Origin of the sequence: Verrucosispora sp. WMMC514 (genome assembly GCF_027497295.1) — a bacterium.
In the GTDB taxonomy this organism is placed as follows: Bacteria; Actinomycetota; Actinomycetes; order Mycobacteriales; family Micromonosporaceae; genus Micromonospora; species Micromonospora palythoicola.
In genome coordinates this window covers 1,699,038-1,725,486 of record NZ_CP114906.1, presented here as the reverse complement: position 1 = coordinate 1,725,486, position 26,449 = coordinate 1,699,038, and the positions used below count along the sequence as shown (strand labels likewise).

Annotated in this window: 23 protein-coding genes and 1 pseudogene; 16 read left to right on the top strand and 8 right to left on the bottom strand. The window is 72.0% G+C overall.

Translation table 11 applies throughout. The features are described from left to right. Positions 1-11: 11 nt before the first annotated feature. A complete protein-coding gene (locus O7597_RS07845; protein ID WP_281582341.1) occupies positions 12-2,840 on the top strand; it encodes an adenylate/guanylate cyclase domain-containing protein in 2,829 nt (942 codons plus the stop codon). A gap of 63 nt (positions 2,841-2,903) precedes the next feature. Here the strand turns inward: O7597_RS07845 and O7597_RS07840 are convergent, their stop codons facing one another. The 4 genes and pseudogenes from O7597_RS07840 to O7597_RS07825 all read right to left on the bottom strand — a co-directional run bounded on the left by O7597_RS07840 (position 2,904) and on the right by O7597_RS07825 (position 6,410). Beyond that, a complete protein-coding gene (locus O7597_RS07840; RefSeq protein WP_269738379.1) occupies positions 2,904-3,440 on the bottom strand; it encodes a phospholipase in 537 nt (178 codons plus the stop codon). Between the two features lie 180 nt (positions 3,441-3,620). Next, positions 3,621-4,346: a methyltransferase domain-containing protein gene (locus tag O7597_RS07835; RefSeq protein WP_269738378.1), complete on the bottom strand. Its 726-nt coding sequence runs from the start codon at positions 4,344-4,346 to the stop codon at positions 3,621-3,623. Between the two features lie 137 nt (positions 4,347-4,483). Further along, a pseudogene (locus O7597_RS07830) lies at positions 4,484-4,735 on the bottom strand (hypothetical protein); the annotation flags it as partial. Positions 4,736-4,772: 37 nt separating this feature from the next. Beyond that, on the bottom strand, positions 4,773-6,410 hold the full coding sequence (locus tag O7597_RS07825) for an ABC-F family ATP-binding cassette domain-containing protein (RefSeq protein ID WP_281582340.1): 1,638 nt from the start codon (positions 6,408-6,410) through the stop codon (positions 4,773-4,775). 61 nt (positions 6,411-6,471) lie between these two features. Here O7597_RS07825 and O7597_RS07820 point away from each other — a divergent pair, with 61 nt between their 5' ends. The 3 genes from O7597_RS07820 (at position 6,472) to O7597_RS07810 (ending at position 8,076) form a co-directional block, all read left to right on the top strand. After that, the gene (locus O7597_RS07820) at positions 6,472-7,224 is read left to right on the top strand and encodes an ROK family protein (RefSeq protein WP_269738375.1); all 753 of its coding nucleotides are present in this window, start codon (positions 6,472-6,474) and stop codon (positions 7,222-7,224) included. Between the two features lie 87 nt (positions 7,225-7,311). Continuing rightward, positions 7,312-7,680 carry a tetratricopeptide repeat protein gene (locus O7597_RS07815; protein WP_269738374.1) on the top strand — a complete coding sequence of 123 codons (369 nt, stop codon included), beginning with the start codon at positions 7,312-7,314 and terminating at the stop codon, positions 7,678-7,680. Between the two features lie 141 nt (positions 7,681-7,821). Further along, positions 7,822-8,076, top strand: coding sequence for a Smr/MutS family protein (locus O7597_RS07810; protein WP_013736060.1), 255 nt, complete (start codon positions 7,822-7,824; stop codon positions 8,074-8,076). Positions 8,077-8,081: 5 nt separating this feature from the next. Here O7597_RS07810 and O7597_RS07805 read toward each other — a convergent pair whose 3' ends face one another. Continuing rightward, a complete protein-coding gene (locus O7597_RS07805) occupies positions 8,082-10,460 on the bottom strand; it encodes a M28 family peptidase (protein WP_281582339.1) in 2,379 nt (792 codons plus the stop codon). Between the two features lie 160 nt (positions 10,461-10,620). On the opposite strand from O7597_RS07805, the gene O7597_RS07800 reads away from it, so the two are divergent. From O7597_RS07800 to O7597_RS07770, 7 genes are all read left to right on the top strand, one after another. Continuing rightward, a complete protein-coding gene (locus O7597_RS07800) occupies positions 10,621-11,871 on the top strand; it encodes a fused response regulator/phosphatase (RefSeq protein WP_281582338.1) in 1,251 nt (416 codons plus the stop codon). Then, a complete protein-coding gene (locus O7597_RS07795; protein WP_281582337.1) occupies positions 11,868-13,643 on the top strand; it encodes a sensor histidine kinase in 1,776 nt (591 codons plus the stop codon). The genes O7597_RS07800 and O7597_RS07795 overlap by 4 nt, the downstream gene beginning before the upstream one ends. Then, positions 13,640-14,092 carry a response regulator gene (locus O7597_RS07790; protein WP_269738370.1) on the top strand — a complete coding sequence of 151 codons (453 nt, stop codon included), beginning with the start codon at positions 13,640-13,642 and terminating at the stop codon, positions 14,090-14,092. Before O7597_RS07795 ends, O7597_RS07790 begins: the two co-directional genes overlap by 4 nt. Then, complete coding sequence (locus O7597_RS07785; protein ID WP_281582336.1) at positions 14,085-14,894, top strand: inositol monophosphatase family protein; 810 nt, start codon at positions 14,085-14,087, stop codon at positions 14,892-14,894. The genes O7597_RS07790 and O7597_RS07785 overlap by 8 nt, the downstream gene beginning before the upstream one ends. Before the next feature lie 289 nt (positions 14,895-15,183). After that, on the top strand, positions 15,184-16,188 hold the full coding sequence (locus O7597_RS07780) for a hypothetical protein (protein ID WP_281583211.1): 1,005 nt from the start codon (positions 15,184-15,186) through the stop codon (positions 16,186-16,188). Between the two features lie 36 nt (positions 16,189-16,224). Next, positions 16,225-17,778, top strand: a complete 1,554-nt coding sequence (locus O7597_RS07775) for a fused MFS/spermidine synthase (protein ID WP_281582335.1) — start codon at positions 16,225-16,227, stop codon at positions 17,776-17,778. A gap of 83 nt (positions 17,779-17,861) precedes the next feature. Continuing rightward, complete coding sequence (locus tag O7597_RS07770; RefSeq protein ID WP_281582334.1) at positions 17,862-19,505, top strand: serine/threonine-protein kinase; 1,644 nt, start codon at positions 17,862-17,864, stop codon at positions 19,503-19,505. A 9-nt stretch (positions 19,506-19,514) separates the two neighbouring features. Here O7597_RS07770 and O7597_RS07765 read toward each other — a convergent pair whose 3' ends face one another. Then, a complete protein-coding gene (locus O7597_RS07765; RefSeq protein WP_281583210.1) occupies positions 19,515-20,150 on the bottom strand; it encodes a TrkA family potassium uptake protein in 636 nt (211 codons plus the stop codon). Between the two features lie 25 nt (positions 20,151-20,175). After that, the gene (locus O7597_RS07760; RefSeq protein ID WP_281582333.1) at positions 20,176-21,510 is read right to left on the bottom strand and encodes a potassium transporter TrkG; all 1,335 of its coding nucleotides are present in this window, start codon (positions 21,508-21,510) and stop codon (positions 20,176-20,178) included. 191 nt (positions 21,511-21,701) lie between these two features. Between O7597_RS07760 and O7597_RS07755 the strand changes: the two genes are divergently transcribed. After that, entirely contained in the window at positions 21,702-22,823 is a 1,122-nt protein-coding gene (locus O7597_RS07755; RefSeq protein WP_281582332.1) for a glycerophosphodiester phosphodiesterase, read from the top strand. Positions 22,824-23,088: 265 nt separating this feature from the next. After that, positions 23,089-23,550 carry a tetratricopeptide repeat protein gene (locus O7597_RS07750; protein WP_281582331.1) on the top strand — a complete coding sequence of 154 codons (462 nt, stop codon included), beginning with the start codon at positions 23,089-23,091 and terminating at the stop codon, positions 23,548-23,550. Between the two features lie 198 nt (positions 23,551-23,748). On the opposite strand, the gene O7597_RS07745 is transcribed toward O7597_RS07750, so the two are convergent. Next, positions 23,749-23,979, bottom strand: a complete 231-nt coding sequence (locus tag O7597_RS07745; protein WP_210829771.1) for a winged helix-turn-helix domain-containing protein — start codon at positions 23,977-23,979, stop codon at positions 23,749-23,751. Between the two features lie 570 nt (positions 23,980-24,549). On the opposite strand from O7597_RS07745, the gene O7597_RS07740 reads away from it, so the two are divergent. The 3 genes from O7597_RS07740 to O7597_RS07730 all read left to right on the top strand — a co-directional run bounded on the left by O7597_RS07740 (position 24,550) and on the right by O7597_RS07730 (position 26,446). Then, on the top strand, positions 24,550-24,756 hold the full coding sequence (locus O7597_RS07740; protein ID WP_281582330.1) for a DivIVA domain-containing protein: 207 nt from the start codon (positions 24,550-24,552) through the stop codon (positions 24,754-24,756). Then, positions 24,753-24,998 carry a hypothetical protein gene (locus O7597_RS07735; RefSeq protein WP_269738361.1) on the top strand — a complete coding sequence of 82 codons (246 nt, stop codon included), beginning with the start codon at positions 24,753-24,755 and terminating at the stop codon, positions 24,996-24,998. Before O7597_RS07740 ends, O7597_RS07735 begins: the two co-directional genes overlap by 4 nt. A gap of 242 nt (positions 24,999-25,240) precedes the next feature. Next, positions 25,241-26,446, top strand: a complete 1,206-nt coding sequence (locus tag O7597_RS07730) for a substrate-binding domain-containing protein (RefSeq protein WP_269738360.1) — start codon at positions 25,241-25,243, stop codon at positions 26,444-26,446. The last annotated feature ends 3 nt before the right edge of the window (positions 26,447-26,449 follow it).

The following is a 26,449-nucleotide window of genomic DNA, read 5'->3' as shown; positions in this document are numbered from 1 at the left end:
AGGTTCCACGCATGCCGCCACGGATCCACCTCCCGACCGGTTGGGTGACCTTCGTATTCACCGACATCGAGGGCTCCACCCGGTTGGCCCAGCTGCTCGGGTCCGGCTACCGACCGGTCCTCGCCGAGCACCGGCGGCTGCTGCGCCGGACGATCGCGGCGGCCGAGGGCGCGGAGCTGCTGACCGAGGGCGACTCGTTCTTCCTGGCCTTCGATGACGCGGGAGCGGCGTTGACCGCCTGTCTGACCGCGCAGCGGGCGCTCGGCGAGCACGAGTGGCCGACGCCCGAGGCGGCCCCCCGGGTCCGGATGGGACTGCACACCGGTTGGGCGGAGCCACGCGACGGCGAGTACGCCAGCCCCGAGGTGCACCGGGCCGCCCGGGTCGCCGCCGCCGCGCACGGCGGGCAGATCCTCTGCTCCGGTGCCACGGCGCGGCGGGCCCGGCCACTGCCGGCCGGCGCCTCCCTGCTCGACCTCGGGCTGCACCGGCTGCGTGGTTTCGACGACCGGGAACGGCTCTTCCAGCTCGTCGCACCCGGCCTGGAGCGGCAGTTCCCACGGCCGCGTACCGCCGACGTGGTGGCGCACAACCTACCGATCCAGGTCACCACCTTCGTCGGTCGGCAGACCGAACGCGCCGAGCTGGGGCGACTGGTGGGTCGGCACCGGCTGGTCACCGTGCTTGGCGCGGGTGGCAGCGGCAAGACGCGGCTGGCCGTGGAGTTCGCCACCGACCTGGTGGACGAGTACCCGGACGGGGTGTGGTTCGTCGACATCGCCGCGGTCACCGACCCCGGCCTTGTCGCCTTCGCCGTCGCCGCGGTGCTCGGTCTGCGGCCGGAGCCGGGCCGCCCGATGGTCGACACGCTTGTGGAGTACGCCGCTCCCCGCCGGATGCTGATCGTGCTCGACACCTGCGACGCCCAGCCGGCGTCCTGCGCCGACGCGGTCTCCCGACTGCTGGCCGGCGGCGGTGGCGTGCGGGTGCTGGCCACCACCCGGGAACCGCTGGGGTTGCCGGGCGAGGTGGTGTGGCGGATCCCGCCGTTGACCGTCGATCCGGCGCCCGACGGCACCGAGAGCGACGCGGTGGCGCTGCTGTTGGATCGGACGGCGGCGGCGCGGGGCGGGCGCCAGCCGGACCCGTCGGAGTCGGCCGACGTACGGCGGGTGGTGCGGCGACTTGACGGTTTGCCGCTCGCCATCGAGCTGGCCGCGGCCCGGCTACGGGTGCTCTCGGTGGGCCAGCTCGCCGAGCGGCTCGACGACGTCCTCGGCACGCTCGACGCCGGCCGCGAGGATCCGCTGCCGCTACCGACCGATCGGGGTAACACCGGTAACCAACGGGACACCGTCGACCTGGCCGCCGCGGCCACCGGCGTGAGTACCTCGACCCCGGCCAGTCGAGCGGCGGCCCGCTCGGCGGTCGAACGGCACCTGACCATGCAGGCGACGGTGACCTGGTCCTACCGGACACTCGGGCCGCGTGCCGCGCGACTGCTGCGTTGGCTGGCGGTCTTCGCCGGCCCGGTCGACCTGCCGACGGTGGAGTGGCTGCTCGACGACGACCCGCTCGATCCGCTGTCGGTGCTTGTCGACAAGTCGATGGTGCTGGCGGAACCGCACGCGACCGGCTGCACCTACCGGATGCTCGACCCCATCCGGGCGTACGCGGCGCGGCGGCTCGCCGACGCCGGGGAGGAGCAGGCGGCCCGTGACCGGCACGTGGCCTGGTCGGCGCACGCCCTTGAACGGGCTCACCTCGGCCCGGACGGGCAGCCGACGACGCTGTCGCTGTACGCGCTCGATCCACTCGCCGGTGAGCTGCGCGCCGCGCTGCGCTGGTGCGCCACGGGTGGCAGTGCCCGGGCCGGCCTGCGGCTGGCCGGCGGACTGGACCAGTGGTGGCGTGAGCGCGGGCTGGCCCGGGAAGGGCGGCTCTGGCTGTTCCGGCTGTACGGTCGACTGGCCGAGACCGGCGAGGTGGTCCCGGAGGACGAACTGGCGGCGGCCTACCACATGCATTCGCTGCACGCCGGTGGCGACGGCGAGTTCGGCGAGGAGCTGCGCTACTCGCAGCGGGCCGAGGCGGCGGCCCGTCAGGCCGGAGATGCCGGCCTGCTGGCCCGGGTGCTCGCCGGCCGTGCCGCGCCGCTCGTCGACATGGGACAGTTCGCCGAGGCGGAGCGGGTCTGTCGGGAGGTCATCGACTGGGCGCAGGACCAGGGGGTCGAGTCGGAGGCGCTGTTCGCCGTGCTCCGGTTGGCCGAGCTGCTGTGGCGGCGGGGCGCGCTGGACGAGGCGGCGGAGCTGCTCGGTGCGGCCCGGCCGGTGGAGGCGGCCCGACCGGCCGACCGGGGGCGTCGCTCGGTGGACATGCTGCTCGGCATGGTCGCGCTGGCTCGGGGTGACCTGGTGGCCGCGCACGAGCACCTGTTGGCGGCGCTCCGGTCCCGGATGAATCACGGTTTCCACGGGCGGGCCTGCGACACGTTGAACGCGGTCGCGGTGCGCTGCGCGCTCGGTGACCAGCCGCTGACCGCAGCCCGGCTCTTCGGTGCCGCCCAGGCGACCCGGGCGGGGCTGCGGTCGACACCGGGCATCTACGAGGCGTACTGGACGCAGCGGCAGGCCGCGCTGCGGCTGGCGCTCGGCGACGCCGCCTTCGACGAGGCGTACGGCGAGGGGGCCGAACTGGGGTTGGACGAGGCGGTCGCGCTGGCGCTCGGGGTCGAGCATCCCGACCTGGCGGCCGATTCAGGGCGGTTCGCCACCGGCACGGGTCGCTCCGCCCCACGTCAGCCCAGCACGGTCGACCGCCACACCGAGCACGCCTGAGCGACGGTCGCCGACCGGCAGGACGCCCGGCCGTAGGTGCGGCCGGGCGTCCGCCGCCGGTCGTCAGGCGCGAGCGCGTCGTTCCGCGTCGGCCTTCATCCGGGCGGCCCGGTCGATGTCGGACTGCTGCACGGCGGCTACCGAGCCGAAGATGGCGACCGCCTGGTAGTACGTCCACGCCAGGCTCAGGCAGGCCGGTCGGACGACGGAGTTGTACGTGGCGCAGGACCGCTTCAGGTCCTCGTAGAAGGCGCTGTCGAGGCGCGGCTTGTTGGCACTGAACTGGCCGACCGCCTTGTAGTTGCGGTAGCCGAAGTCGTGGCGGGCGCAGGACAGGCTGAACTTGAACCCGAGTGGGTTGTCCGGACTGGACGAGCAGTAGTCGGTGGACCAGTCGAAGTTGTACTCGGCCCAGGGTGCGCGATTCTGGCGGGCGGAGTACCAGGCGTTGTAGCTGCTGACGCTGGTCTGGGTCCAGCTGGATAGGACGGACAGCTTCTGCTGTGGGGTGACGGCCGCCGTGGCGGGGGAGGCCACGGCGAGGGCGGTGAGCAGGGCGAGCAGGCCCGAGGCGAGGGTGGTGGCGAGACGTCTGGGCATGGTCATACCTCCGCGGGGGTGTGCGGCAGAGCCGGTTGTTACCGGCGAGTTACCGGGGTTCGATAAGTCTCGATCAATGGCGCGGCCTGCCGGTGTTACCCGCGAGAAATATTGGTGACCGGTGCCGAAACAGACGAATGCCCTGGACACCGGTGGTGTCCAGGGCGCTGGCCGGACGGCCTAGTCGAAGAAGCGGGCCAGGTGGGTGGCGGAGGGACCGTCGTCGTCCGGTCCCAGCGGGGTGAGGTCGGCGAAGATGGAGGCGCCGTCGCTGCCGGCGTGCAGCGGGTACCAGCGCGGGGTGCCCGGCGGTCGCATCACGCAGATGCCCTTGACGGTCTGCACGTCCAGCAGCCGCACGTGGGTCGGGTCGGCCACCGCGTTCACATGCCCCCACCAGGGGCTCATCACGTGCAGTACGCCTCCGGGGCGGAGTACCCGGTGACACTCGTCCAGCAGCGGGAGAAAGTCGATCAGGTGTTCCAGGATGTGCACCGCGAACAGCACGTCCACCGAGTCGTCGGCCAGCGGCAGGGAGCCGGACAGGTCGGCGACCGCGTCCACGCCTGGGGCGGGGAAGATGTCGAGCCCGAGATTGCCCGGCCACTGCTTGGTGGCGCCGCAACCCAGGTCGACCACCACCGGGTCGCGCCCGCCGACCCGTACCCGGCACCAGACGCCGAAGACGCCGGCCAGCCGGCCGACCTGCTCGCGTACCAGTCGCAGCTGGGCCTGCTCGTCGACCTCGCCGGTCAGGTGGGCGACGCCCCGGTCGAAGCGGACCTCGACACCGAGCGGGCGCAGCCGCTCGTCGTGACGGACCTGGTCCGTCCATGCCTCGGTGAGGAACCCGTCCACCGCCCGCAGTCGCTCGGCGGAGGACGGAGAATGTGCCAACGCGACCATGCCGGGCCACCTCCGGCCGGCCCGTTACCCGGATAGTCGCCCGGTATGCGTTGGTTGTGGGGAAAACTCGCGCCGGGTCAGCGCGGGATGGGCCGCCGGGGACGTCCCGAACGCATCCGCTGCCGCGGCGCGGCCGCCGTCCGGGGTCGCTTCAGGTGATAGCGGTGCAACTCGTTGTTGCCCGGCAGGGACGGGTCCTCGCTCATCGCGACCAACTCCCAGCCCTGGTCGCCGGCCCGGTTGAGATGGGCCAGCGCGGTGTCGCCGTACGGCGTGACGTCGATCATGGAACCGTCCGGGCCGTACCAGGAAAAGACCACCTCGAACCCGAGGTCGTTGGTGGCGGCCTGGCGGCGCCGCACCAACAGGGCGTACTCCCACCTGAGCATGGAGTCATTGTCGCCCCGCCGTCCGGATTTCGCCGGATCAGAACTCGGTGATCCGCCCGGCGTCCACCCGCAGCCGCCGGTCCAGGCGTACCGCCTCCAGCATCCGCCGGTCGTGGGTCACCAGCAGCAGCGTGCCCGGGAAGCTGGCCAGGGCGGACTCCAACTGCTCGATGGCCGGCAGATCGAGGTGGTTGGTCGGCTCGTCCAGCACCAGCAGGTTGACGCCGCGCCCCTGCAACAGGGCCAACGCGGCCCGGGTCCGTTCGCCGGGGGAGAGCGTCGCGGCCGGGCGCAGCACGTGCTGCGCGCGCAGGCCGAACTTGGCCAGCAGCGTCCGCGCGTCCGCCGGCGACAGGTCCGGCACCGCGGCCCGGAACGCCTCCAGCAGCGGCGCGTCACCGAGGAACAGCCCACGGGCCTGGTCCACCTCGCCGACCACCACGCCCGGCCCGAGCGCGGCCTGACCGGCGTCCAGCGGCAACCGGCCGAGCAGGGCGGCCAGCAGGGTCGACTTGCCGGAACCGTTCGCCCCGGTCACCGCCACCCGGTCCGCCCAGTCGATCTGAAGGTTCACCGGGCCGAGGGTGAAATCTCCCCGGCGTACCACGGCGTCGCGGAGCGTGGCCACGACGGCGCCGGCGCGGGGCGCGGCGGCGATCTCCATCCGCAGCTCCCACTCCTTGCGTGGCTCCTCCACCACCTCCAGACGTTCGATCAGCCGCTCGGTCTGCCGGGCCTTCGCCGCCTGCTTCTCGGACGCCTCGGACCGGAACTTCCGGCCGATCTTGTCGTTGTCGGTGGCCTTGCGCCGGGCGTTGCGGACCCCCTTCTCCATCCAGGCCCGCTGGGTACGCGCCCGAGCCTGGAGCGCGGACCGGGTGTCGGCGTACTCCTCGTAGTCCGCGCGCGCCTGGCGGCGGGCCACCTCCCGCTCCTCCAGGTACGCCGTGTAGCCGCCCCCGAAGTGGTTCACCTGCTGCTGGTGCAGGTCCAGCTCCAGCACCGAGGTGACCGTGCGGGCCAGGAACTCCCGGTCGTGGCTGACCAGCACCGTGCCGGCGCGCAGGCCGGTGACGAAGTTCTCCAGTCGGTCCAGCCCGGCCAGGTCCAGATCGTTCGTCGGCTCGTCGAGCAGGAACACGTCGTACCGGCTGAGCAGCAGCGACGCCAGCCCGGCGCGGGCGGCCTGGCCACCGGAGAGGCTGGTCATCTGCTGGTCGAGATCGACGGCGAGGCCCAGTTCGGCGGCCACCTCCTCGGCCCGCTCGTCCAGATCGGCCCCGCCGAGTCCGAGCCAGCCCTCCAACGCGGCGGCGTACGCGTCGTCCGCGCCCGGCCGGCCGGCGGTCAGCGCCTCCGTCGCCGCGTCGAGAGCGGACTGCGCCCCGGTCACGCCGGTGCGGCGGGCCAGGAAGGCACGCACCGTCTCCCCGGGCCGGCGCTCCGGCTCCTGGGGCAGGTGCCCGACGCTCGCGCCGGGCGGGCTCACCGCGACACTGCCGGCCTCGACCGGCAACAGACCGGCGAGCGTACGCAGCAGCGTCGACTTGCCGGCTCCGTTGGCCCCGACCAGGCCGACCACGTCACCGGGGGCGACCACGAGATCCAGACCGGTGAAGAGGGTTCGTTCCCCGTGTCCGGCGGCGAGGTCCTTGGCGATCAGCGTGGCGCTCACAAGCAGCCGAGCCTACCCGTCGCCGCGCGGCCGACCCCCGGGACGAGGCAGACTCACGTGCGTGTTGACCACTCTGGCGATCGACTGCGGCGGCGGCGGGATCAAGGCGTCGGTCCTCGACGGCGCGGGCACCATGCGGGCCCAGCCGATGCGCGTGCCGACGCCGTACCCGCTGCCGCCGGACCTGTTCGTCCGGACGCTCGTGGAACTCGGCGGTCGGTTGCCGGCGGCCGGTCGGGTGACGGTGGGGATGCCGGGCATGATCCGGCACGGCGTGGTGGTGGCCACCCCGCACTACGTGACCCGTTCGGGTCCCCGCAGCCGGGTCGACCCGGCGCTGCTCGCCGAGTGGTCCGGGTTCGACGCCCGCAGCGCGCTCTCGACCGCGTTCGGCCTGCCGGCGCTGGTGCTCAACGACGCCGAGGTGCACGGTGCCGGGGTGGTCGCCGGCACCGGCTGCGAACTGGTGCTGACCCTCGGCACCGGGCTGGGCAGCGCCCTCTTCGACGGTGGGGTGCTCGCCCCGCACCTCGAACTGTCCCACGCTCCGGTGCGCTGGGGCACCACCTACGACACGTACGTCGGTGAGCCCGAACGCCGCCGGCTGGGCGACGCGTTCTGGTCCCGGCGGATCCGCCAGGTGGTGGAGGGGCTGCGTCCGGTGTTCCGCTGGGACCGGCTCTACCTGGGCGGCGGGAACTCGCGCCGGATCCGTCCCGAGCAGCTCACCCGGATGGGTGACGACGTGGTGGTGGTGCCCAACAGCGCCGGCATCGTCGGCGGCGTCCGCGCCTGGGACCTCGCCACCGTGTAGGACGGGAAAAGCGACCGGGAACAGTCGCGGTACGGCCGGTGTTGTGCCAGCGTCGGGACAGTGGTGCGACACGGAGGGGGTGGCGGCATGGATCTGCTGGCCGAGTACCGGCGGGCGACCCTGTTCTTCGAGGCGGGCGACCCCGGCGGCGCGGCCCGGCTGCTCGAACCGATCATCGAGGCGGAGCCGGACAACGCCTCCGTCCGACAGCTGCTGGCCCGGGCCTACTTCCAGTCGGCCCAGCTCAGCCGGGCCGAGGAGCAGCTGCGGGAGCTGGTCGACCGCAACCCCAGCGACCACTACGCCCACCACGTGCTGGGCCGGACGCTGGAGCGGCTCAACCGTTACACCGACGCGCTGCGTCACCTGCGCATCGCGGCGGCCATGCACTCGTCCAACGACGACTATGCCGCGGCCCTGCGCCGGGTGGAGACCCGGGTCGGCGGCGGCCGCTGACCCTAGGAGAGAAGCGTCGGGAGGGCAGCCCGGACGGGCTGCCCTCCCGACGTCTGCGCGGCCGGGCAGCCGGCGTGGCCTGGGCGGCGCCCGGCGTGCCTACGATGGCCGCATGAGAGCCGACCGGGCGGTGGACGTGGCATGAAGCTGAAGCTGGACCTGCACGACATCTTCAACAAGGGCCACGACATCGACCGGGCACTGCGCGGGATCATGGACGAGGCGGTGGCCAAGAAGGCCACCCTCGTCGAGATCATCCCGGGCAAGGGCTCCGGCCAGCTCAAGAAGCGCGTGCTGCGCTTCCTCGACCAGAAGGACGTCAAGCAGCTCTACCACCGGGTCGAGAAGGACTCCAAGAACTTCGGCCGCCTCTTCGTCCACTTCCGCTGGAAGTAGCCGCTCTACAGCGGGTAGGTGCGGGCCACGGCGAGCATCTCGGAGCTGTGTGAGCCGGCGACGCCGACGTCCGGTGGGCGGGGGCGGAAGCCGGGCAGCGTGTCGAGGCCGTCGCTGGCGTCCATCGCCCGCAGCGCGATCCGGTCCGCCTTCGGCGTGACGGTCAGCGTGACCTCGATCCCCTCGGGCGGCGGGGCGTGGAAGACCACCCCGAACCCCCAGCGGCCCTCGCGGCTCTCCACCGGGACCGACCGGCCCGCGACGACGGCGCGCCGGACCTCGGCGGTGTTCGTGTCGACGTGCAGGGTGGTCAGGCGTACCTGGCGCTGCGGGGTGAGCCGCAGGGTCAGGGTGCGTTCGCCGTTCGCGGTGGTGTCGGTCAGCACGTCCAGCCGGGGCGCGGGCAGGTCCGCCGGCTGTGCCGGGCCGCCGAGCAACTCGTCGCCGCCGATTCCGGGGAACTCGTCGGCGACCTGGACCGGGCCGTCCACGTACTCGTCGGTCCAGGGCTGCGGCTCGGTCTCGTGACTGAGCCATCGGGCCTGGCCGGTGCCGGCGTCCAGCGCGTACATCAGGTGGGTGGGCGCGGGGTGCGCGGCGTCGAACCGGTCGACGGCGAAGCCGACCCCGGCCAGGACCACGGTGGCCAGCGCGGCTGCCCCGGCCGGCAGGGCACCGAGCCGACGGGCCCGCAGCGCCGCCATGCCCCGCTGGCCGCCGGCCTGCGGGTGCAGCAGATCGATCACGGGCAGCGCGGCGAGACCGAGCAGCACCGCGAAGAGCGCCGCGACGCCGCCCATCGCCATGCCGAGCGCCGGGAAGAGCAGCACCACGGTGGGGAGCAGCAGGATCACCGCGACCGCCGCGGCGACGGTCACCGCGATCACCGGTACCGGTCCGTCGATCCGGCTGGCCAGCGCCACCAGCCCGCCGATCGCCCCGGCCAGGGCGGGCAGGGTCGCCAGGTACGCCCCACCGGGGGCCAGGAACGCCAGCAGCACGCCGAACAGCGCCAGCCAGCCGAGCCCGCCGACGGCCAGCGCGGCCGGGCCGACCCGGCGTCGGCTCAGCGCGTACCAGGCGAACACGACGGCGGCGGCCAGCGACAGCACGGCCAGCCGGTACCAGGTCGGCCGGTACGGGTCGAGCAGTTCGGCGTAGCCCGGTCGGAGGGCGGCGATCGCCGCCCAGAGGAGTTGGGCACCCACCGGTGCCACCACGATCGGTACCACGGCCAGCCCGAAGCCGGCGGCCAGTCGACCGGTGGTGACCCGGTTCCGGCGTCGGGCGAGCCAGCCGAGCGTGACCACGCCGGCCAGCGCCAGCAGCGCCAACGGCAGCACCAGCCAGCCGGGGTAGCGGGCGAGGCCGCCGGGGACGGGAAAGTAGGTGGCGTCGTGACCCGCGCGCAGGTCGGCGAGGTCGATCCGGCCGAACTCCCGGGCGAGGCCGAGGGTGTTGTCGCCGTGGTGCTGAAGGCTGGCCCGGTCCATCGCCGCCGGGGTGTCAAGCGGCGTGTGGTAGATCGCACCCCCGTCGAGGTACGCCGAGTTCAGCCCGAGGAACCCCTCGTCGAGGAAGGCGGTGAAGTCGGTGTCGTTGGGCAGCGCGCGGTACACCTCCACCGCGAACGAGGTGCCCACCGGGTGCGGTGCCGCCTCGCCGAAGACCTCGACCAGACGGGCGTTCTCCGGCGACGTCTCGAACATGATCACCGGACCGGTGCGGCCCCGTGCCTCCAGGTTGAGCACCACCCCCTGGCCGGCGGCCAGCGGATGCTCGGAGGCGAACGCCGAGGCTCCGCAGAGGCACGCCTCCTCGGCGTCGGTGAGGACGAGGACGATGTCGTTGCGGGGCGCCGGGCCGTCGGTAAGCGCGCGGGCCACCTCCAGGATGGTCGCGACCCCGGCGGCGTCGTCGTTGCCGCCCGGCCCGGTCTGCACCGCGTCGTAGTGCGCGACCAGGAACACGGTGCCGGTGGGGTCGGCGCCGGGCAGCCGGGCCACCACGTTGCGGACCCGGGCCAGGGTGGCGCCGCCCGCCGCGCCGCTGAGCTGCCCGGCCTCCTCGGCGACCGTGTCCTGCACCTGCGTCTGGAACCCGAGGCCACGCAGTACGCCTTCCAGGTGGGCGCGGACCTCGTCGTTGGCCGGGCTGCCCGCGACGTGGGGCCGCCCGGCGACCCGCGTCACGTGCGGGTACGCGCGCGCCGCGCTGAACTCGCCGGCCGGCGCGTCGGCCGGGCGGGGTGCCGGAGGACGCAGGTCGAGCAGGGCGCTCGCGCCGACGGCGACGAGCGCGACGAGTGCCGCGAGCGCGGCGAGACGACGTCGACGTGGCCGGGTGAAGGCACGGTCGGTGACGGGGCTGGGGGGTGCGCCCACAGGTGGCTCCTCGCAAGGGGGTGGTGCTGGGGTGGACCATCATCCTCCATGCCACCCGAGGGTGCTCCGTCATGTTGTGTGCGAACGTTGTCTAATACAGGATCAGCAGGGCGCTCGGAAGGAGCCCGACATCACCAGCGATCTTCCGCCAGTCGCGGCGGTGACCCGGCCGACCCGGGGGCCCGGGATGACCGGTCCCTCCGTGGTGTCGTGGCCGTACCCGCAGGGCGGGCTGGGTGGCAACCCGAACCTGCCCCCCGGGGAGCGGCTGCGGGTGCTGCTGGTCGAGGACGACGAGGGGGACGCCTTCCTGGTCGGCGAGCTGCTGGCCGAGACGAACTCCGGCATCGACCTGCTGGTGGCGACCAGCCTGAGCGAGGCCCGTCGGCGGATCGCGGGAGTCGACTGCGTCCTGCTGGACCTGGGTCTGCCCGACGCGCAGGGGTTGGACGGGCTGCGACAGGTGCTGGAGATGTCCGGCAGCGCGGCCGTCTGTGTGCTCACCGGTCGCACCGACGAGCACCTGGGCATCGTCGCGGTTGCCGAGGGGGCGCAGGACTACCTGGTCAAGGGCCAGGTGGACGGGATCCTGCTGACCCGGGCGCTGCGCTACGCGGTGGAGCGCAAGCGGGCCGACGAGAACGCCCGCCGGCTACGTGAGGTGGAGCTGCGCCAGGCCGAGTCGGCCCGGTTGGAGCGCGGCCTGCTGCCCCAGCCGCTGATGTCGACCGACCAGATCGCGGTGCACACCTTCTACCGGCCCGGAAGGCACGCCGCCCTGATCGGCGGCGACTTCTACGACGTGGTGCAGACCCGTCCGGACCGGGTCGATCTGATCATTGGTGACGTCTGCGGTCACGGCGTGGACGAGGCGGCACTCGGCGTCGAACTGCGGGTGGCCTGGCGTGCGTTGATCCTCGCCGGGGTGCCGGACGACGAGGTGCTTCCCGCGCTGGAACAGGTGCTGATGAGTGAGCGCCGGCTTCAGGAGATCTTCGCGACCGTGGCGACGGCCCGGCTCGACCTCAACGCCGGCCGGGCGACGGTGCGGCTGGCCGGCCATCCGCCACCGGTGCTGCTCGCCGAGGGCCGGGTGACTCCGGTGCCGGCACCGGGTGGTCTGCTGCTCGGCGTACGGCCGCGCCGGCCGGTCGCCTTCGACCTGAAGTTCGACACCGAGGACTGGTCTCTGCTGATGTACACCGATGGTCTGATCGAGGGCCGGGTCGGCGCGGGCGACGAACGCCTCGACGTGCCCGGCCTGACCCGCCTGCTGGCCGAGCCGGCCAGCCTGGCGGTTCCGCTGTCCGACCTGCCGGCCTGGCTGGTCGGTCGGGCGGAGCAGCTCAACGACGGTCCGTTCGCCGACGACGTGGCGATGCTGCTTGTCACGCGGGGTGGTGGCCGGTGACCACCAGGGGTGCCGGCTGGAGTCTGCGTGGCCGACTGGCCGTGCTCGTCGTGGTCGTCGGGCTGCTGTTGATCGGGGTGGCCGCCGCGGAGGCGGTGGTCGCCACCCGTAACCGGGCGCACATCGACGCGGTGCTCAACCAGACCGGTCCGCTGCGGGCCCAGTCCCAGGAGCTGCTCGCGGTCCTGGTCGACCAGGAGACCGCGATCCGGGGGTACGCGTTGACCGGCGACCGGGAGGACCTGGTTCCGTTCGACACCGGCCGGCAGCGCGAGCAGGAGCTGGCCACCTCGATGGACCGGCTGCTGGCCGGCTACCCGGAGCTGCACGACGAGTTCGGCACGGTGCGGCAGCGGGCGGAGCAGTGGCGCCAGGCGGTCGCCCTGCCGGTCATCGCCGCCATCGAGACCGGTGGCGCCGCCGCCGGCCAGCAACTGCTCACCGATCGGTCGCGGCAGCAGTTCGACCAGATCCGGATCGCCGTCGACGTGCTGCAGAACGGCATCCTGGAGGTCCGCGACGAGGCCGCCGCCGACGTACGCAGTACCAGCAACCTGCTGGTCCTGCTGCTGATCATCGCGGCACTCGTGGTGCTTGTCGCGGGCGTGGTGCTGCTCACCTCGCTGGAGCGGATGGTGATCCGGCCGCTGACCAGCCTGGCCGGGCAGGTCCGGGAGGTCGCGGTCGGTGACTACGGCCACGGCATCACGGGAACCGGTCCGCCGGAGTTCCGGCGTCTCGGCGCGGACGTGGACGCCATGCGGCAGAAGATCGCCGCGGACCTGGCCGAGGTGCGGGAGGCACGGGAGCGGATCGAGTGGGTCAACACCCAGTTGCAGAAGCAGGCCGAGGAGCTGACCCGGTCCAACCGTGACCTGGAACAGTTCGCCTACGTCGCCTCGCACGACCTGCAGGAGCCGCTGCGTAAGGTGGCGAGCTTCTGCCAGCTGCTCCAACGGCGCTACGCCGGGCGGCTCGACGAGCGGGCCGACCAGTACATCGCCTTCGCGGTGGACGGCGCGCAGCGGATGCAGCGTTTGATCAACGACCTGCTGGCGTTCTCCCGGATCGGCCGGCTCACCACCGGCTTCACCGATGTCGACCTGAACCGCCTGATGGCGGAGGTGGCGGCACAGACCGAGCCGGCCCGGCAGTACGCCGACGCCGAGCTGACCTGGGGCGAGCTGCCGGTGATCCGCGGTGAGGAGCCGCTGTTGACCAACCTGCTGGTCAACCTGGTGAGCAACTCGGTGAAGTTCCGTCGGGCGGATGTTCCGCCGAAGGTGCACGTCTCGGCCCGGTTGATCGGCGAGGATTGGGAGATCACCTGCCAGGACAACGGCATCGGGATCGAGCCGGAGTTCGCCGACAAGATCTTCGTCATCTTCCAGCGGCTGCACGCCAAGGACGCGTACCCGGGCACCGGGATCGGGTTGGCGATCGTCAAGAAGATCGTGGAGTACCACGGTGGTCGGGTCTGGGTGGACACCGACGTGCCCGAGGGGACGGCGATCCGTTTCACCCTGCCCGCGCTGCCCGCCGACGTCGAGGCGGCGAACAGCGCCACCGGCGCGGACGGGTCGGCGGCGGACGGGCCCGATCCGGCGGAGGTCGGAACGGACGTGGCGGCGGGCCGGGCCGATGACGAGGTCGTGGCGGGTGACGGTACCGTCGGCGCCGAGGCCGGCGGCGGATCGGAGCGCCCCTCGGCCGTCGCCGGCCTGGCTCAGGCCGGCGGTGGGACAGGTGGCATGAAGGAGGCGGTGGGATGACCGCGCCGGCGGACGGCAACAGCCCGATCGAGGTGCTCCTGGTCGAGGACGACCCGGGTGACGTGTTGATGACCCAGGAAGCGTTCGAGGAGCACAAGCTGCGCAACCGGCTCAACGTCGTCTCCGACGGTGCCGAGGCGCTGGCCTACCTGCGCCGCGAGGGCCAGTACGCGGACGTGGAGCTGCCGGATCTGATCCTGCTCGACCTGAACCTGCCCCGACGGGACGGCCGGGAGGTGCTGGAGGAGATCAAGAGGGACGAGCAGCTCCGCCGGATCCCGGTGGTGGTGTTGACCACCTCCCAGGCCGACGAGGACATCCTGCGCAGCTACCAGCTGCACGCGAACGCGTACGTGACGAAGCCGGTCGACTTCGAGCAGTTCATCTCGGTGGTCCGGCAGATCGACGAGTTCTTCGTCAGCGTGGTGAAGCTGCCGCCGCGTGGCTGACACCCTGCTCGACGACGTCGCCGGGCTGTTGCGGGAGACCGCCGACCGGGTGGTGCTGCCCCTGTTCCGCCATCTCGACGTCGCCGACGTGAGCGAGAAGGCCCCCGGCGAGCTGGTCACGGTCGCCGACCGGCGGGCCGAGGAGATGATCAGCGCCGGGTTGCTCCGATTGCGCCCCGGTTCGGTGGTGGTGGGCGAGGAGGCGGTGGCCGACGATCCCGACCTGCTGCGTCACCTACGCGCCTCGGGAGACGTGTGGCTCGTCGACCCGGTCGACGGCACCGCGAACTTCGCGGCGGGCCGCCGCCCGTTCGCGTTGATGGTCTCCCTGCTCACCGACGGTGAGCCGGTGGCCGCGTGGGTGTTCGACCCGCTCGCCGACGCGCTGGCGACCGCCCGCACCGGCGAGGGAACGTACCTGGACGGCCAGCCGTTGCACCTGCCCGACGGGGCGCCACCGGTGGGTGAGCTGCGCGGCGCGGCGATGACGAAGTTCCTGCCGGGGCCGTCCCGGCGCACGGTGGAGGCGGGTGGTGCGCGCCTCGGCGAGCTGCTGCCGGGGCAGCACTGCGCCGGCCGCGAGTATCTCGACGTGCTCACCGGCCAGCAGCAGTTCGTGCTGTTCTGGCGGACCCTGCCCTGGGACCACGGCCCGGGCACCCTGCTGGTGCGGGCCGCGGGCGGCGTGGCCCGCCGTCTCGACGGCACCGACTACCACCCCGCCGACACCGAACACGGCCTGCTGGTAGCCGTAAACGCCCAGGTCTGGACCGAAGTCCACACCGCCCTCCTCCCCACCTGACCCCCCTCCTTCGCGTTGATCATGAGGTTGGCGGCAGTTCAGGATCGAACTTGCCGCCAGCCTCATGATCAACGCAGGGTTGGGTGCGGAGGGTGAGGGGGTGGTTGCGGTGGGGTGAGGAGTGGTGGGGGTGGGGGGTTGGTGGGGTGGTTGGCGGGGCTGGTTCCGGTATCCTGACCGGCGGCCTTCCGCCAGCAGGCCGCCGACCGGCGCCGGCGGGGGTCGCCGCCGCGCAGTGCTGACCATGGGGGCCGGCGGCCGACGAAAGGATGCTTTCGTGCGCAGGTCCATGCCCGTCCGGCGGCGCGCCCACCGGCCGCTGATCGTCCTGCTCGCCGCCGTGGCGCTGCTGCTCGGCGTGGGTGCCGTGCCGGCGTACGCCGAGCCGAACGAGGGTGGCAGCAAGAAGCTGCGGGACGCCCTGGAGGCCACCGCGAAGGCGCACATCGACGCCAAGCGCAAGCTGGACGGTTCCAAGAAGCGGCAGAAGCAGATGGCCAAGGAGCTGTCCGCGATGGAGGACCGGCTGGACGAGCTGACCGTCATGGTCGGTGAGGTGGCCGCCCAGTCCTACCGGGTCGGCCGGCTCAGCCCGGCTGCCGTCCTGCTGGACAGCGCGACGCCGGAGGCGTTCGTGCAGCGGGCCGCCAATCTCGACATGATGGCCCAACGGGACGGTCGCCGGATCCGGGAGCTGACCGAGGCCCGGGAGCAGGCCCGGCAGGCCAAGTTGGCGATCAATGCCGAGGTGCGCGAGCAGACCAAGCAGTTGGCCGTGATGGCGAAGAAGAAGAAGGAGGCCGAGGCGGCCCTGGCGGCGGTCAGCTCGGGTAGCGGTGGCGGGTTCAGCGGTGGCAGTTCCACCTCGGCGAAGCCGGCGCCGCGCAACTCCGACGGCTCCTGGCCCGGCGAGTCGTGCTCGGTGAACGACCCGACCACCTCGGGCTGCATCACGCCCCGCACGCTGCACGCGCTGAAGCAGACCCAGGCCGCCGGATACAAGCGGCACGTCTCCTGCTACCGCAGCGGCGGCTCCGGCGAGCACCCCAAGGGTCGGGCCTGCGACTTCTCCGCCGCCACGAACGGCTTCGAGGACCGCACGGCGACCGGTGGCGACAAGTCGTACGGTGACAGCCTGGCCGCCTGGCACGTCCGCAACGCCGACCGGCTCGGCGTGCTCTACGTGATCTGGTACCGCCAGATCTGGCACCCGGGCACCGGCTGGCGGGCGTACAGCGGTAGCGGCAGCCCCGCCGCCGACCACACGAACCACGTTCATCTCTCGATGTACTGACCCGCCGGCCCGGGGCCGCTGCGTACCATCGCCACGATGAACTCTCCAACGCCTGACGTGGCGGCCCCGTCCGCGCCCTCCTTGGCGCCGGTGCCCCGAGCCCTGCCCAACAGGCTCGCCGCGTTCCTGGTCTTCTACTCCAGCGGTGCCGTCCTGGTGCTGGAGACCGCCGCGTTGCGCCTGGTCGGGCCGTACGTGGGGGTCACCCTCCAGGTGACCAGCTCGGTCATCGGCATCGCGCTGGCGGCGATCGCGTACGGGGCGTGGGCGGGCGGCTGGCTGGCCGACCGGCGCAACCCACGTACGCTGCTGGCCCCGGCGCTGGTGCTCTCCGGCATCGCCACCGCGATCACCCTGCCGGCGGTGCGCTACGCCGGTGAGGTGCTGCGCGGCGGTGCGGCCAGCGCCGTGCTGCTGCTGGTCGCGGTAGCCGTCTTCGCACCCGCGATGCTGCTCTCGGCGGTCAGCCCACTGGTGATCAAGCTCCAGCTCGCCGACCTACGCCGCACCGGCCAGGTCGTCGGCCGGCTCTCCGGCATCGGCACGCTCGGTGCCGTCACGGCCACCCTGGTCACCGGCTTCGTGCTGGTGGCCGCTCTGCCCAGCACGGTGATCCTGTTCGGGTTGGCCGCGTCCCTCGGCATCACCGGCGTCGCGCTCGGGGTGTACCTGCACCGACAGGACCGGGACGCCCTGCCCGGACCGGCCCGGGTAAAGGCCGCCCTGGCGGTGCTCGGCCTGGCCGGGGCCGGGCTGACCATGGTCGCCCCGAACCCCTGCGATGTCGAGACGGCCTACCACTGCGCCCGCGTACAGGCCGACCCGGGTCGGTCCAGCGGGCGGACGCTGCTGCTCAACTCGGCTCAGCACTCGTACGTGGACCTCGCCGACCCGACCCACCTGGAGTACGCGTACACCCGCTGGATCGGGGCGGTGGCCGACGTGCTCGCCCCGTCGGGTCAGCGGCTCGACGCGCTGCACCTGGGCGGCGGCGGGTTCACCGTGCCGCGATACCTGACCGCCACCCGCCCCGGCACCGACAACCTGGTGTTCGAGATCGACGGCGGGCTCGTCGAGCTGGGGGAGCGGCGGCTCGGCGTACGCCAGGGACCGGACCTGCGGGCGGTGGTGGGCGACGCCCGGATGCTGGTGGCCGACGAGGCGACCGACAGCCGCGACTTCGTGGTGGGCGACGCCTTCGGACACCTGGTGGTGCCCTGGCACCTGGCCACCCGGGAGATGGCCGCCGAGATCCGCCGGGTGACCCGCCCGGGTGGCGTCTACGTGCAGAACGTCATCGACTACCCGCCGCTGCGCTTCATCCGCAGCGAGGTGGCCACCGTCGCCGCCGAGTTCACCCATGTCGCGCTGATCGCCCCGCCGGAGGCGCTGGCCGGCGAGCGGGGCGCCAACTTCCTGATCGTCGCCTCCGACACGCCGCTGCCGCTGGCCGCGCTACGGGCCCGGCTCGACGACGCCAACGAGCCGGCGAGCCTGCTCAGCGGCGGTGACCTGACGGACTTCGTCGGCGACGCGCTGGTGCTCACCGACGACTACGCTCCGGTGGACCAACTGCTCGCCACCGCCTGATCGGGTGACATCCGTGACCGAATCAGACCAGAAAGGTGTAGGCGGCCTCACGTCGGGCAACAACGCCGACCATGGGTGATGCGGTGAGCAGGGGAGCGCAACTGCTCGGTGAGCGGTACCGGCTCATCGAGCAGCTCGGCGCGGGCGGCATGTCGGTGGTCTGGCGCGGCTACGACGAGGTGCTCGGTCGGCAGGTGGCGGTCAAGGTGCTCGCGTCCCGGCTGGCCAGCGACCGGGCGTTCCGGCACCGCATCCGGATCGAGGCACAGGCCGCCGCCCGGCTCTGCCACCCCAACATCACGAACGTGTACGACTACGGCGAGTCCGTGCAGGTCGGGTTGACCGTGCCGTACGTGGTGATGGAACTGATCGACGGCGGTCCGCTGACCGCGCGGCTGGCCCGCGACGGACGCCTGCCGTGGCGGGAGGCGGTGACGGTGGCGGCCGAGGTCGCCTCCGCACTGGCCACCGCGCACGCCCGCGGTGTGGTGCACCGCGACGTGACACCCGGCAACGTGATGCTCACCGCGACCGGCGTGAAGGTGGTCGACTTCGGCATCTCGGCACTCGTCGGTGAGAGCGAGAAGGGGCCCGACGGCACTCTGCTCGGCACCCCGGCGTATCTCGCTCCGGAACGGCTCGACAACGGCCAGGTCAGCCCGGCCACCGACGTGTACGCGGTCGGCCTGCTGCTGTACCGGATGCTCACCGGTCGGCTGCCCTGGCAGGCCGACACCACCACCCAGATGCTGCGCGCCCACATGTACCGCGAGCCGGAGCCGATGCCCGACGTGCCGGACCTGCCCGCCAGCGTCGCCGCCCTCGTCCACCGTTGCCTGGCGAAGCGACCGGCGGACCGGCCGGCCACCGCCGAGCTGGCCCGGGTGCTCGCCGAAGCGGCCGGCAAGGTGCCGACGGTGCCGGTGGGCGCCGACGCCGCCGACCCGTCGTCGCTGGCCGACGCCGGTACCACGATCCTGCCCTGGTCCGCGGCGACCGACGCGCTGCCCCTGGCCGGTCCGCGTACCCGGCGTCGGCTGAGCCGTCGGCGCCGGATCGAGGCGGTGACGGCCGCCGCCGGGCTGATGGCCGTCACGGCGGCGGTCTGGGGCGTCACGTCACACAGCCCCGCCAGCGGCGGCATCGATCAACCGACCCAGGCGCGCATCGGTGGCGAACAGGAGATCCCCTGCCAGGTCACGTACGCGCTGCGCAAGGATTCCGGCAAGGACTTCACCGCGGAGCTGAGCCTGACCAACACGGGAGACCGTGAGCTGCGCGACTGGACCATGAGCTTCGCGTTCCCCGGCGAGCAGCAGGTGACCACCGCGACCCCGGCGCCGGTCCGGCAGCAGGGCCGGTCGGTGGCGGTGCAGGCGGTCCCGCAACGGCCCGCCCTGGCACCGGGCGCCACCGAGAAGCTGAACCTGACCGGGCGATACACCGGGACGAACCCGTTGCCGGTGGAGTTCCGGGTCGGCACGGCGGTCTGCGGGGTCCAGGTCTCCGGAGTGGCGGGCACCGCACCCACCACCAAGCCGGCACCCACCAAGTCGGCTCCGGCCAAGACGGTGAAGGCGTCAGCCGGCAAGGCCGGCTCCGGCGACACCAAACCCAAGGGGAAGAAGCCCAAGGCCGAGAAGGCCAAGCCGGACGACGGCAAGGCGAAGGGCAAGGGCGGGGGGAAGCCGCAGCCGGCCAAGCCCGGCAAGGGCCCCGGCCGGTGAGCTGACCGGTCAGGACAGCGTGGCGAAACGCTGGATCTGTTCGATGGTCCCCTCGACGATGAGGATCGTGTCGTCGGCGAGTTGCATCTCGTCCGAGACGTACCGGTACCGCTGCTCGCCGGCCCGCTTTGCGCCGATCACCCGTACGCCGTAGCGTTTCAGCAGGTGACTCTCGCTGGTCGGGCGACCGGTGAGCGACCGCGGAACGCGGACCCGTGCCACCGCGAAGGCCTCGTCGAACTCCACGAAGTCGAGCGTCCGGCTGATGATCAGATGGGCGAGCCGCTCGCCGGTCTCCGCCTCGGGAAAGATCACGCGGTGCGCGCCGACCGAGGAGAGGATCTTCGCGTGCTGGCCCGAGGTCGCCCGGGCCCAGATCTGCGGTATGCCCAGCTCCACCAGGGCGAGCACGGTGAGCACGCTGGCCTCGACGGAGGCGCCGATGGCCACCATCACCCGGGGCACGTCGGTCAGGCCGAGCTGGCGTAGGGCGGCCTCGTCGGTGGCGTCGGCCTGGGCCACCTGATCGAGCATCGACGACCACTTCTGCACCCGCTGGGCGTTCCGGTCGATGGCCAGCACCTCGCGGCCGAGAGCGGCGAGCGACTCGGCCAGATGGCTGCCGAACCGGCCGAGGCCGATCACGGCCACGCCGCCCGAGTCCGATGTTCTATCCGACAATTGGTTGCTCCTCCGGGTAGCGGTAGAGCCGGCGACGGGTGTTCAGCGCGATCGCCGAACCGAAGGTGAGCGGCCCGACCCGGCCGACGTACATCAGCACGGTCAGCAGCAACTGGCCGCCGTCCGACAGGGACGGCAGGACACCCACCGAGAGTCCGGTGGTGCTGAACGCCGACGTGACCTCGAACAGCGCGGCGTAGAAGGGGAGCTTGTCGGTCATCGCGATCAGCGCGGCGGTCCCGGCGGCCACGATCGCGACGCTGAGCAGCGCGACGGTGAGGGCCTGTCGCTGGCTGGCGGTGGCGACCCGGCGGTGCCCGACCGTGACGTCCGGCTCGCCGCGGACCTCCGCCCAGATGACGAAGGCGAGCAGGAAGAAGGTGGAGACCTTGATCCCACCGGCTGTGCTGGCGCTGCCGCCACCGATGAACATCAACGCGGTCAGCAGGGTGTAGCTCTCCTCCCGCAGCACCTCGGTCGGCACCACCTCGAAACCGCCCGTGCGGGCCAGGGCGATCTGCGCGAACGCGGCGACCACCTTGCCGGGTACGTCGTACTGGCCGACGGTCCACGGGTTGGCCCACTCGGCGGCCAGGAACGCGACCGCACCGAAGGCGACAAGCGCCGCGCTGCCCCAGATGGTCAGCTTGGTGGCGACCGCCCAACGGGCCGGCTGCCGCCGTTCCCGGACGGCCTCGAACATGGCCGGGAACCCGAGACCGCCGATGATCGCGCCGAGAGCCAGCGGCAGGCTGACCCACGGGTCACGCGAGAAGGCCAGCAGACCGTCGCGGTAGAGCGAGAATCCGCAGTTGTTGAACGCCTGGATGGAGTGGAACCCGGCGGACCAGAGGGCATCCCAGAACGGTTGGTCGTAGGCCAGCCAGAGCCGCCCGGTGACGATGACGGTCATCGCCAGCTCGCAGGCGAACACCGTGGCGGCGATGCGCAGCAGCAGCCGGCGCACGTCGCCGAGCCCGTACTCCGCGGTCTCGGCCTGCAACAGCAGCCGGTTGTGCAGCCCCAGCCGCCGGGACACGGTGAGGATCACCAGTGCGGCACCGGTCAGGATGCCGAGCCCGCCCAGCTGGGTGAGCACGGTGATGAGCACCAGCCCGGAGCCGGACCAGTAGTTCGGGGTGTCGGTGACGGTCAGACCGGTGACCGAAATGGCTGACGTGGCGGTGAACAGCGCGGTCATGAAGGGGGCGTGCTGGTACTCGATGGTCATCGGGCGCTGCATCAGCAGTCCGGTGCCGATCAGGATCGCCACCAGGAAGACCAGCGGCACGAGCCGCACCGGGTGACGAAGAAACCGACGCACCAGACAATCTTCCGATTCCGTCCGACGCTCCGGGCCGGAACCGGCATCCCGAGCCCCGTGTCGTCGGCTCCGCCCTGCTCTGCTTCAACGGACGCAACGGCGGATTCACCGCGTGGTCAGGCGCGGACCAACTGCCGGTCAGCCCGGGCAGGTCTGCTGAGGCGGTTCCCCGACGAGTCAAGGAGACCGCGTTGCGACGTACCCTTTCCGCCCTCGGTGTGTCGGTGACCCTGCTCGCCGCCGCCGTGGCCATGCCCATGGTCGCCACGGCGAAGCCGGCCGCCGGCCCGGACCCGGCCCGCGTCGGTGACCAACCCATCGTCATCGGTCACCGGGGTGCCAGCGGCTACCGGCCGGAGCACACCCTGGAGGCGTACCGGCTGGCGATCCGGATGGGTGCCGACTACATCGAACCGGATCTCGTCGCGACGGCCGACGGTGTGCTCGTCGCGCGGCACGAGAACGAGATCAGCGGCACCACCGACGTGGCGGCGCGGCCGGAGTTCGCCGACCGCCGGACCACGAAGACCATCGACGGGGCGTCGGTGACCGGCTGGTTCACCGAGGACTTCACCCTTGCCGAACTGCGGACGCTGCGGGCCAAGGAGCGGCTGCCCCAGGTACGGGTGACGAACACCGCGTTCGACGGCCAGTTCCAGGTGCCCACCTTCCAGGAGGTGATCGACCTGGCCCGGGTAGAGGGCAGGGCGCGCGGCCGGGTGATCGGTGTCTACCCGGAGACCAAGCACCCGACGTACTTCGCCTCGATCGGCCTGCCCCTGGAGGAACCGCTTGTCGAGACGCTGCGCCGGAACAGGATGACCAAGCGGAACTCACCGGTGATCATCCAGTCCTTCGAGACGGCCAACCTGCGGCGGCTGGACCGCATGATCGACGTCAAGTTGGCCCAGCTGCTCAACGCCGCCGGCCAGCCCTACGACTTCACCCTGGCCGGGGACACCCGCACGTACCGTGACCTGGCAACCCCCGCCGGCCTGCGCTGGATCTCCCGCTACGCGGACGGCGTCGGCGTGCACAAGGACCTGATCGTGCCGCGGAACTCCGCCGGTGGCCTGCTCGCCCCGACCACCCTGGTCAGGGACGCACACCGGGAGAAGCTGATCGTGCACGCCTGGACCTTCCGGGCGGAGAACCAGTTCCTCCCGGCCGACTTCCGGATCGGCACCGACCCGAACGCCCGTGGCGACATCCAGTCCGAGTACGAGCTGTTCTACCGCCTCGGCCTCGACGGCGTCTTCACCGACCACCCCGACACCGCAGTCGCGGCCCGCGCCGCCCTACCCCGCCCCTGACCCCGACCGGCACACCACCCGCACCGATCGGCCCGCCGTCCCTCTCCCGGGCGGCGGGCCGCCCTCACCCCGCCCCGGTCTAGCCCGCAACTTCGGGGATTCTGCTGCCTCGGGCGCTGGCGACCCTGCACCTTCGGGGATACTGCTGTCTCCCGCCGCCACCACCGCGTCCGGAGTGATACGGGGCGCTGCCATTGCGGGTCGCGGGCGTAGAGTCGGCGGGGCGGGTGGACAGGCTGCGGAGGACCGTCGGGTTGGGGCGCTGATGTTCATGGATGCGACGTTGGTTCGCATCGGCCACGGGGTCGAGTTGCACCATCAACAAGGCCAGCGGGAGGCCGCCCGCGACGTGTTCGCGCAGGTGTGGGACGAGGTCGGCGGGGAGCGGGGAGATCCTCTGCACGTCTGCGTTCTCGCGCACGCGATGGCCGACGTGCAGGACGACGTCCACCAGGAACTGCTCTGGGACCTACGGGCGCTGGCTGCGGCCGAGCTGCTCACCGACGCCGACGTCGCGCGGGCCGGGGTGCCGATGTCGGTGGCGAGTCTGTATCCGTCGTTGCACCTCAACCTCGGTGAGTGCTACCGCAAGCTCGGAGATCTCGAACGGGCCCGCGAGCATCTTCATCATGCGCAGGCGGGAATCGGCGCGCTGGGCGATGATCCGTACGCGCAACTGATCAAGGGCGGCTTGGAACGGCTCGCGCGGCTGTTGTCATCCGAGTAGGCGAGCGCTGCCGCAGACCTGCCCGCCGGGGTCCGCCGTGCGCAGGATGCCGCACCTTGCGTCGTCAAGCGGGCGGGATACACCCCGACATGCCGCAACCGGTGTACGACGGTCCGGGCCGGGCGTTGTGCGGCCGACAACTCGGGTGACGTCGACCGGGTGGACCCGTTGCGGGTGCTCCCTGACCGTCGACTGGTGCTACTCGGCCGCCGGATCGGCGACGTAGGTCCCGCGCCCAGGCTGTCCGACGATCAGATCGCGATCGTGCAGAAGGGACATCGCTCGGTACGCGGTGTTGACGCTGACGTCGTACATGTCGGCGATCTGGCTGGTTGACGGCAGCTTGTCACCGGGCTTCAACTCGCCGCTCTTGATCTTTGCGGTGAAGTCGTTGGCGATGACCTTGTAGGGCGCGGGTGCTGTAGGCATGGCGAAGACTCCGGTTGGTTCGGCATCTTCGATCCTGCCCCACCTACACAAGTAACTGCAACAGGTTGTGCGCAACGCCGTTACTCACGGCTCGACTAGCTCTAGATACTGGTGTAGGTTTCCATCGTCTGGCTCCGGTTGGTTCGGCAAACCCTCGGAGGTGGACCGGAAGTGGGCTCCGGGGCCGTACCGCCGACATGGGCTGCGGTCGTGGGGTCGGCGGCCCGGCCGGCGTTCCCCTTTCCGGCGGCCGGGCCGCCTCCAGCCATGCGGCCGGCGTGAACCGGCGTTGAGGAGGTTCAGGTGCGCAACGTGTTCGCCCTGCTTCGCCCAGGAAAAGCTCGACGAACCCCGAACGACGGAAGGTCCACGGCAATTTTTCGATCACCGAACGGCGCAGCACCGTCGGGCGGTGGACCTCCACCGACAGGCAGGTTGGTGCCGCGTGGTGGGCCTCCGCCAAAGGGCGTGCCGCCATCGAGTGGCGGTTGGCCGCAGAGAGGCGGGCCGTCACCGAGTGGCGGTCGCTCGCCGAACGGCGGCTGGTATCGGTCGGCGTCGTGCCGGTCGTTGACCGTCGGGCAGATTCGGGACCGGCAGTTCCGGTCGGTACGACGGGGATGCGATCCGGCGGAGGTGCACGCCTTCCTGAGTCGGGTCGCCGGTGAGCTGGCCGCCGCCCGGCGGGAACTGGTGCTGGTCGCCGAGGAGAACGCGCGGATCAAGCGGGCGCTCCGCAGCTGGCAGGCGCGGTTCACGCCGGGGATGCGGCGGTGAGCGCCGACCGCTTCGTGGTGCATCTGCCGGTGCGGGTCCGGAACGTCGCTGCCGCGAAACGGTTCGCCCGGACGATCACCCGGGCGCTGAGCTTCTTCGAGAACATCGAGGCGGCCGGGACGACCGTCTCAGTGGAGGACAAACAGGGCGTACGCCACTGGGTCTTCTGCGACCAGCCGCTCGACGGCGGCCGGCGGTGTGCCCGCGACGCCGACCACGACGGACCCTGCCGCCCGCGCTGAGCGGGGCACGGCAATCGGTCCCGCCCTGGCCGACCCGAGCGTGGGGGTGGGCGACACATCGTCAGGGAGGGAGCCCCTGTCGTCTCATCAGGCCGCCGGCACGGGGTCACTGATCCTGTAATCCGAGCCCACCCCAACCCTGTTACTTGTGTGTTTCGACCACATGGCCCGTGGGTGACGTCACTTCTAGCGTGAGCCGACACATAAGGTTTCCTCCCTCTGAGTCCTCACGTGGAGTCGCAATGACGGTCCGGACGACACGGCGGGTGTTCCTCTCCGCCGCCACGATGATGGCCGCGGCGATCGCCGCCACGGCCTGTGGCAGCCCCCAGGACACCGCCAACGGTGGCGGCGACAGCGCCGCGCCGGTGAAGGTTGGTCTGGTCTACTCCCAGTCGGGAGCGCTGGCCAGTTACGGAAAGCAGTACATCGAGGGGTTCAGGGCCGGCCTGGACTTCGCCACCAACGGCACCAACAAGGTCGGTGACCGGGCGATCGAGATCACCGAGGTCGACGACGCGGGCGACCCGGCGAAGGCGGTGTCCGCGGCCAAGGACCTGATCGGCAAGGGCAACAAGATCATCGCCGGATCGACGGCCTCGGGCGTGGCGCTCCAGGTGGCCCCGATCGCCGCGCAGAACAAGGTGCTGTTCATCTCCGGCCCGGCCGCCACCGACGCGGTGACCGGCGCGAACAAGTACACGTTCCGCTCCGGCCGCCAGTCGTACCAGGACGTGGTGACCGCGAAGTCGTTCATCGGCGACCCGGCCGGCAAGAAGGTCGTGGTGTTCGCCCAGGACGGCGCCTTCGGCGACGCCAACGAGGCCGCGGTCAAGGCCGTCATCGGCGGAGCCGGCGCGAGCGTCAGCGCCGTCCGGGCGCCGGCCAGCGCGACCGAGTTCACCCCGTTCGCCAGCCAGATCAAGTCCGCCAAGCCGGACCTGCTCTTCGTCGCCTGGGCCGGCACCACCGCCCCGGCGATGTGGCAGACGCTGGACCAGCAGGGCGTGCTGACCTCGACCACGGTCGTCACCGGCCTCGACATCCGCGCCTCGTGGCCCACCTTCGGCGCCGCCGGCAGCAAGATCTCCTTCCTGTCGCACTACTTCGACGGCGCCAGCGACACCGAGGCGGCCAAGGCCGCCAAGGCGAAGGTCCCCGGCGGCACGCTCGACCTGTTCCACCCGGACGGCTTCGCCGCCGCCCAGATGGTGGTCCGCGCCGTGGCCGAGGGTGGCGACGACGTCGAGAAGATGGTCACCGCGCTGGAGGGCTGGAGCTTCGAGAGCGTGAAGGGCAGCATGACCATCCGCGCCGAGGACCACGCGCTGCTCCAGCCGATGTACCAGGCGAGCCTGACCGGCAGCGGCGACACCTTCACCGCGACCGCGCAGAAGGCGCTCACCGCCGACGAGACCGCACCGCCGGTCCAGGCGATGAAGGGCTGAGGC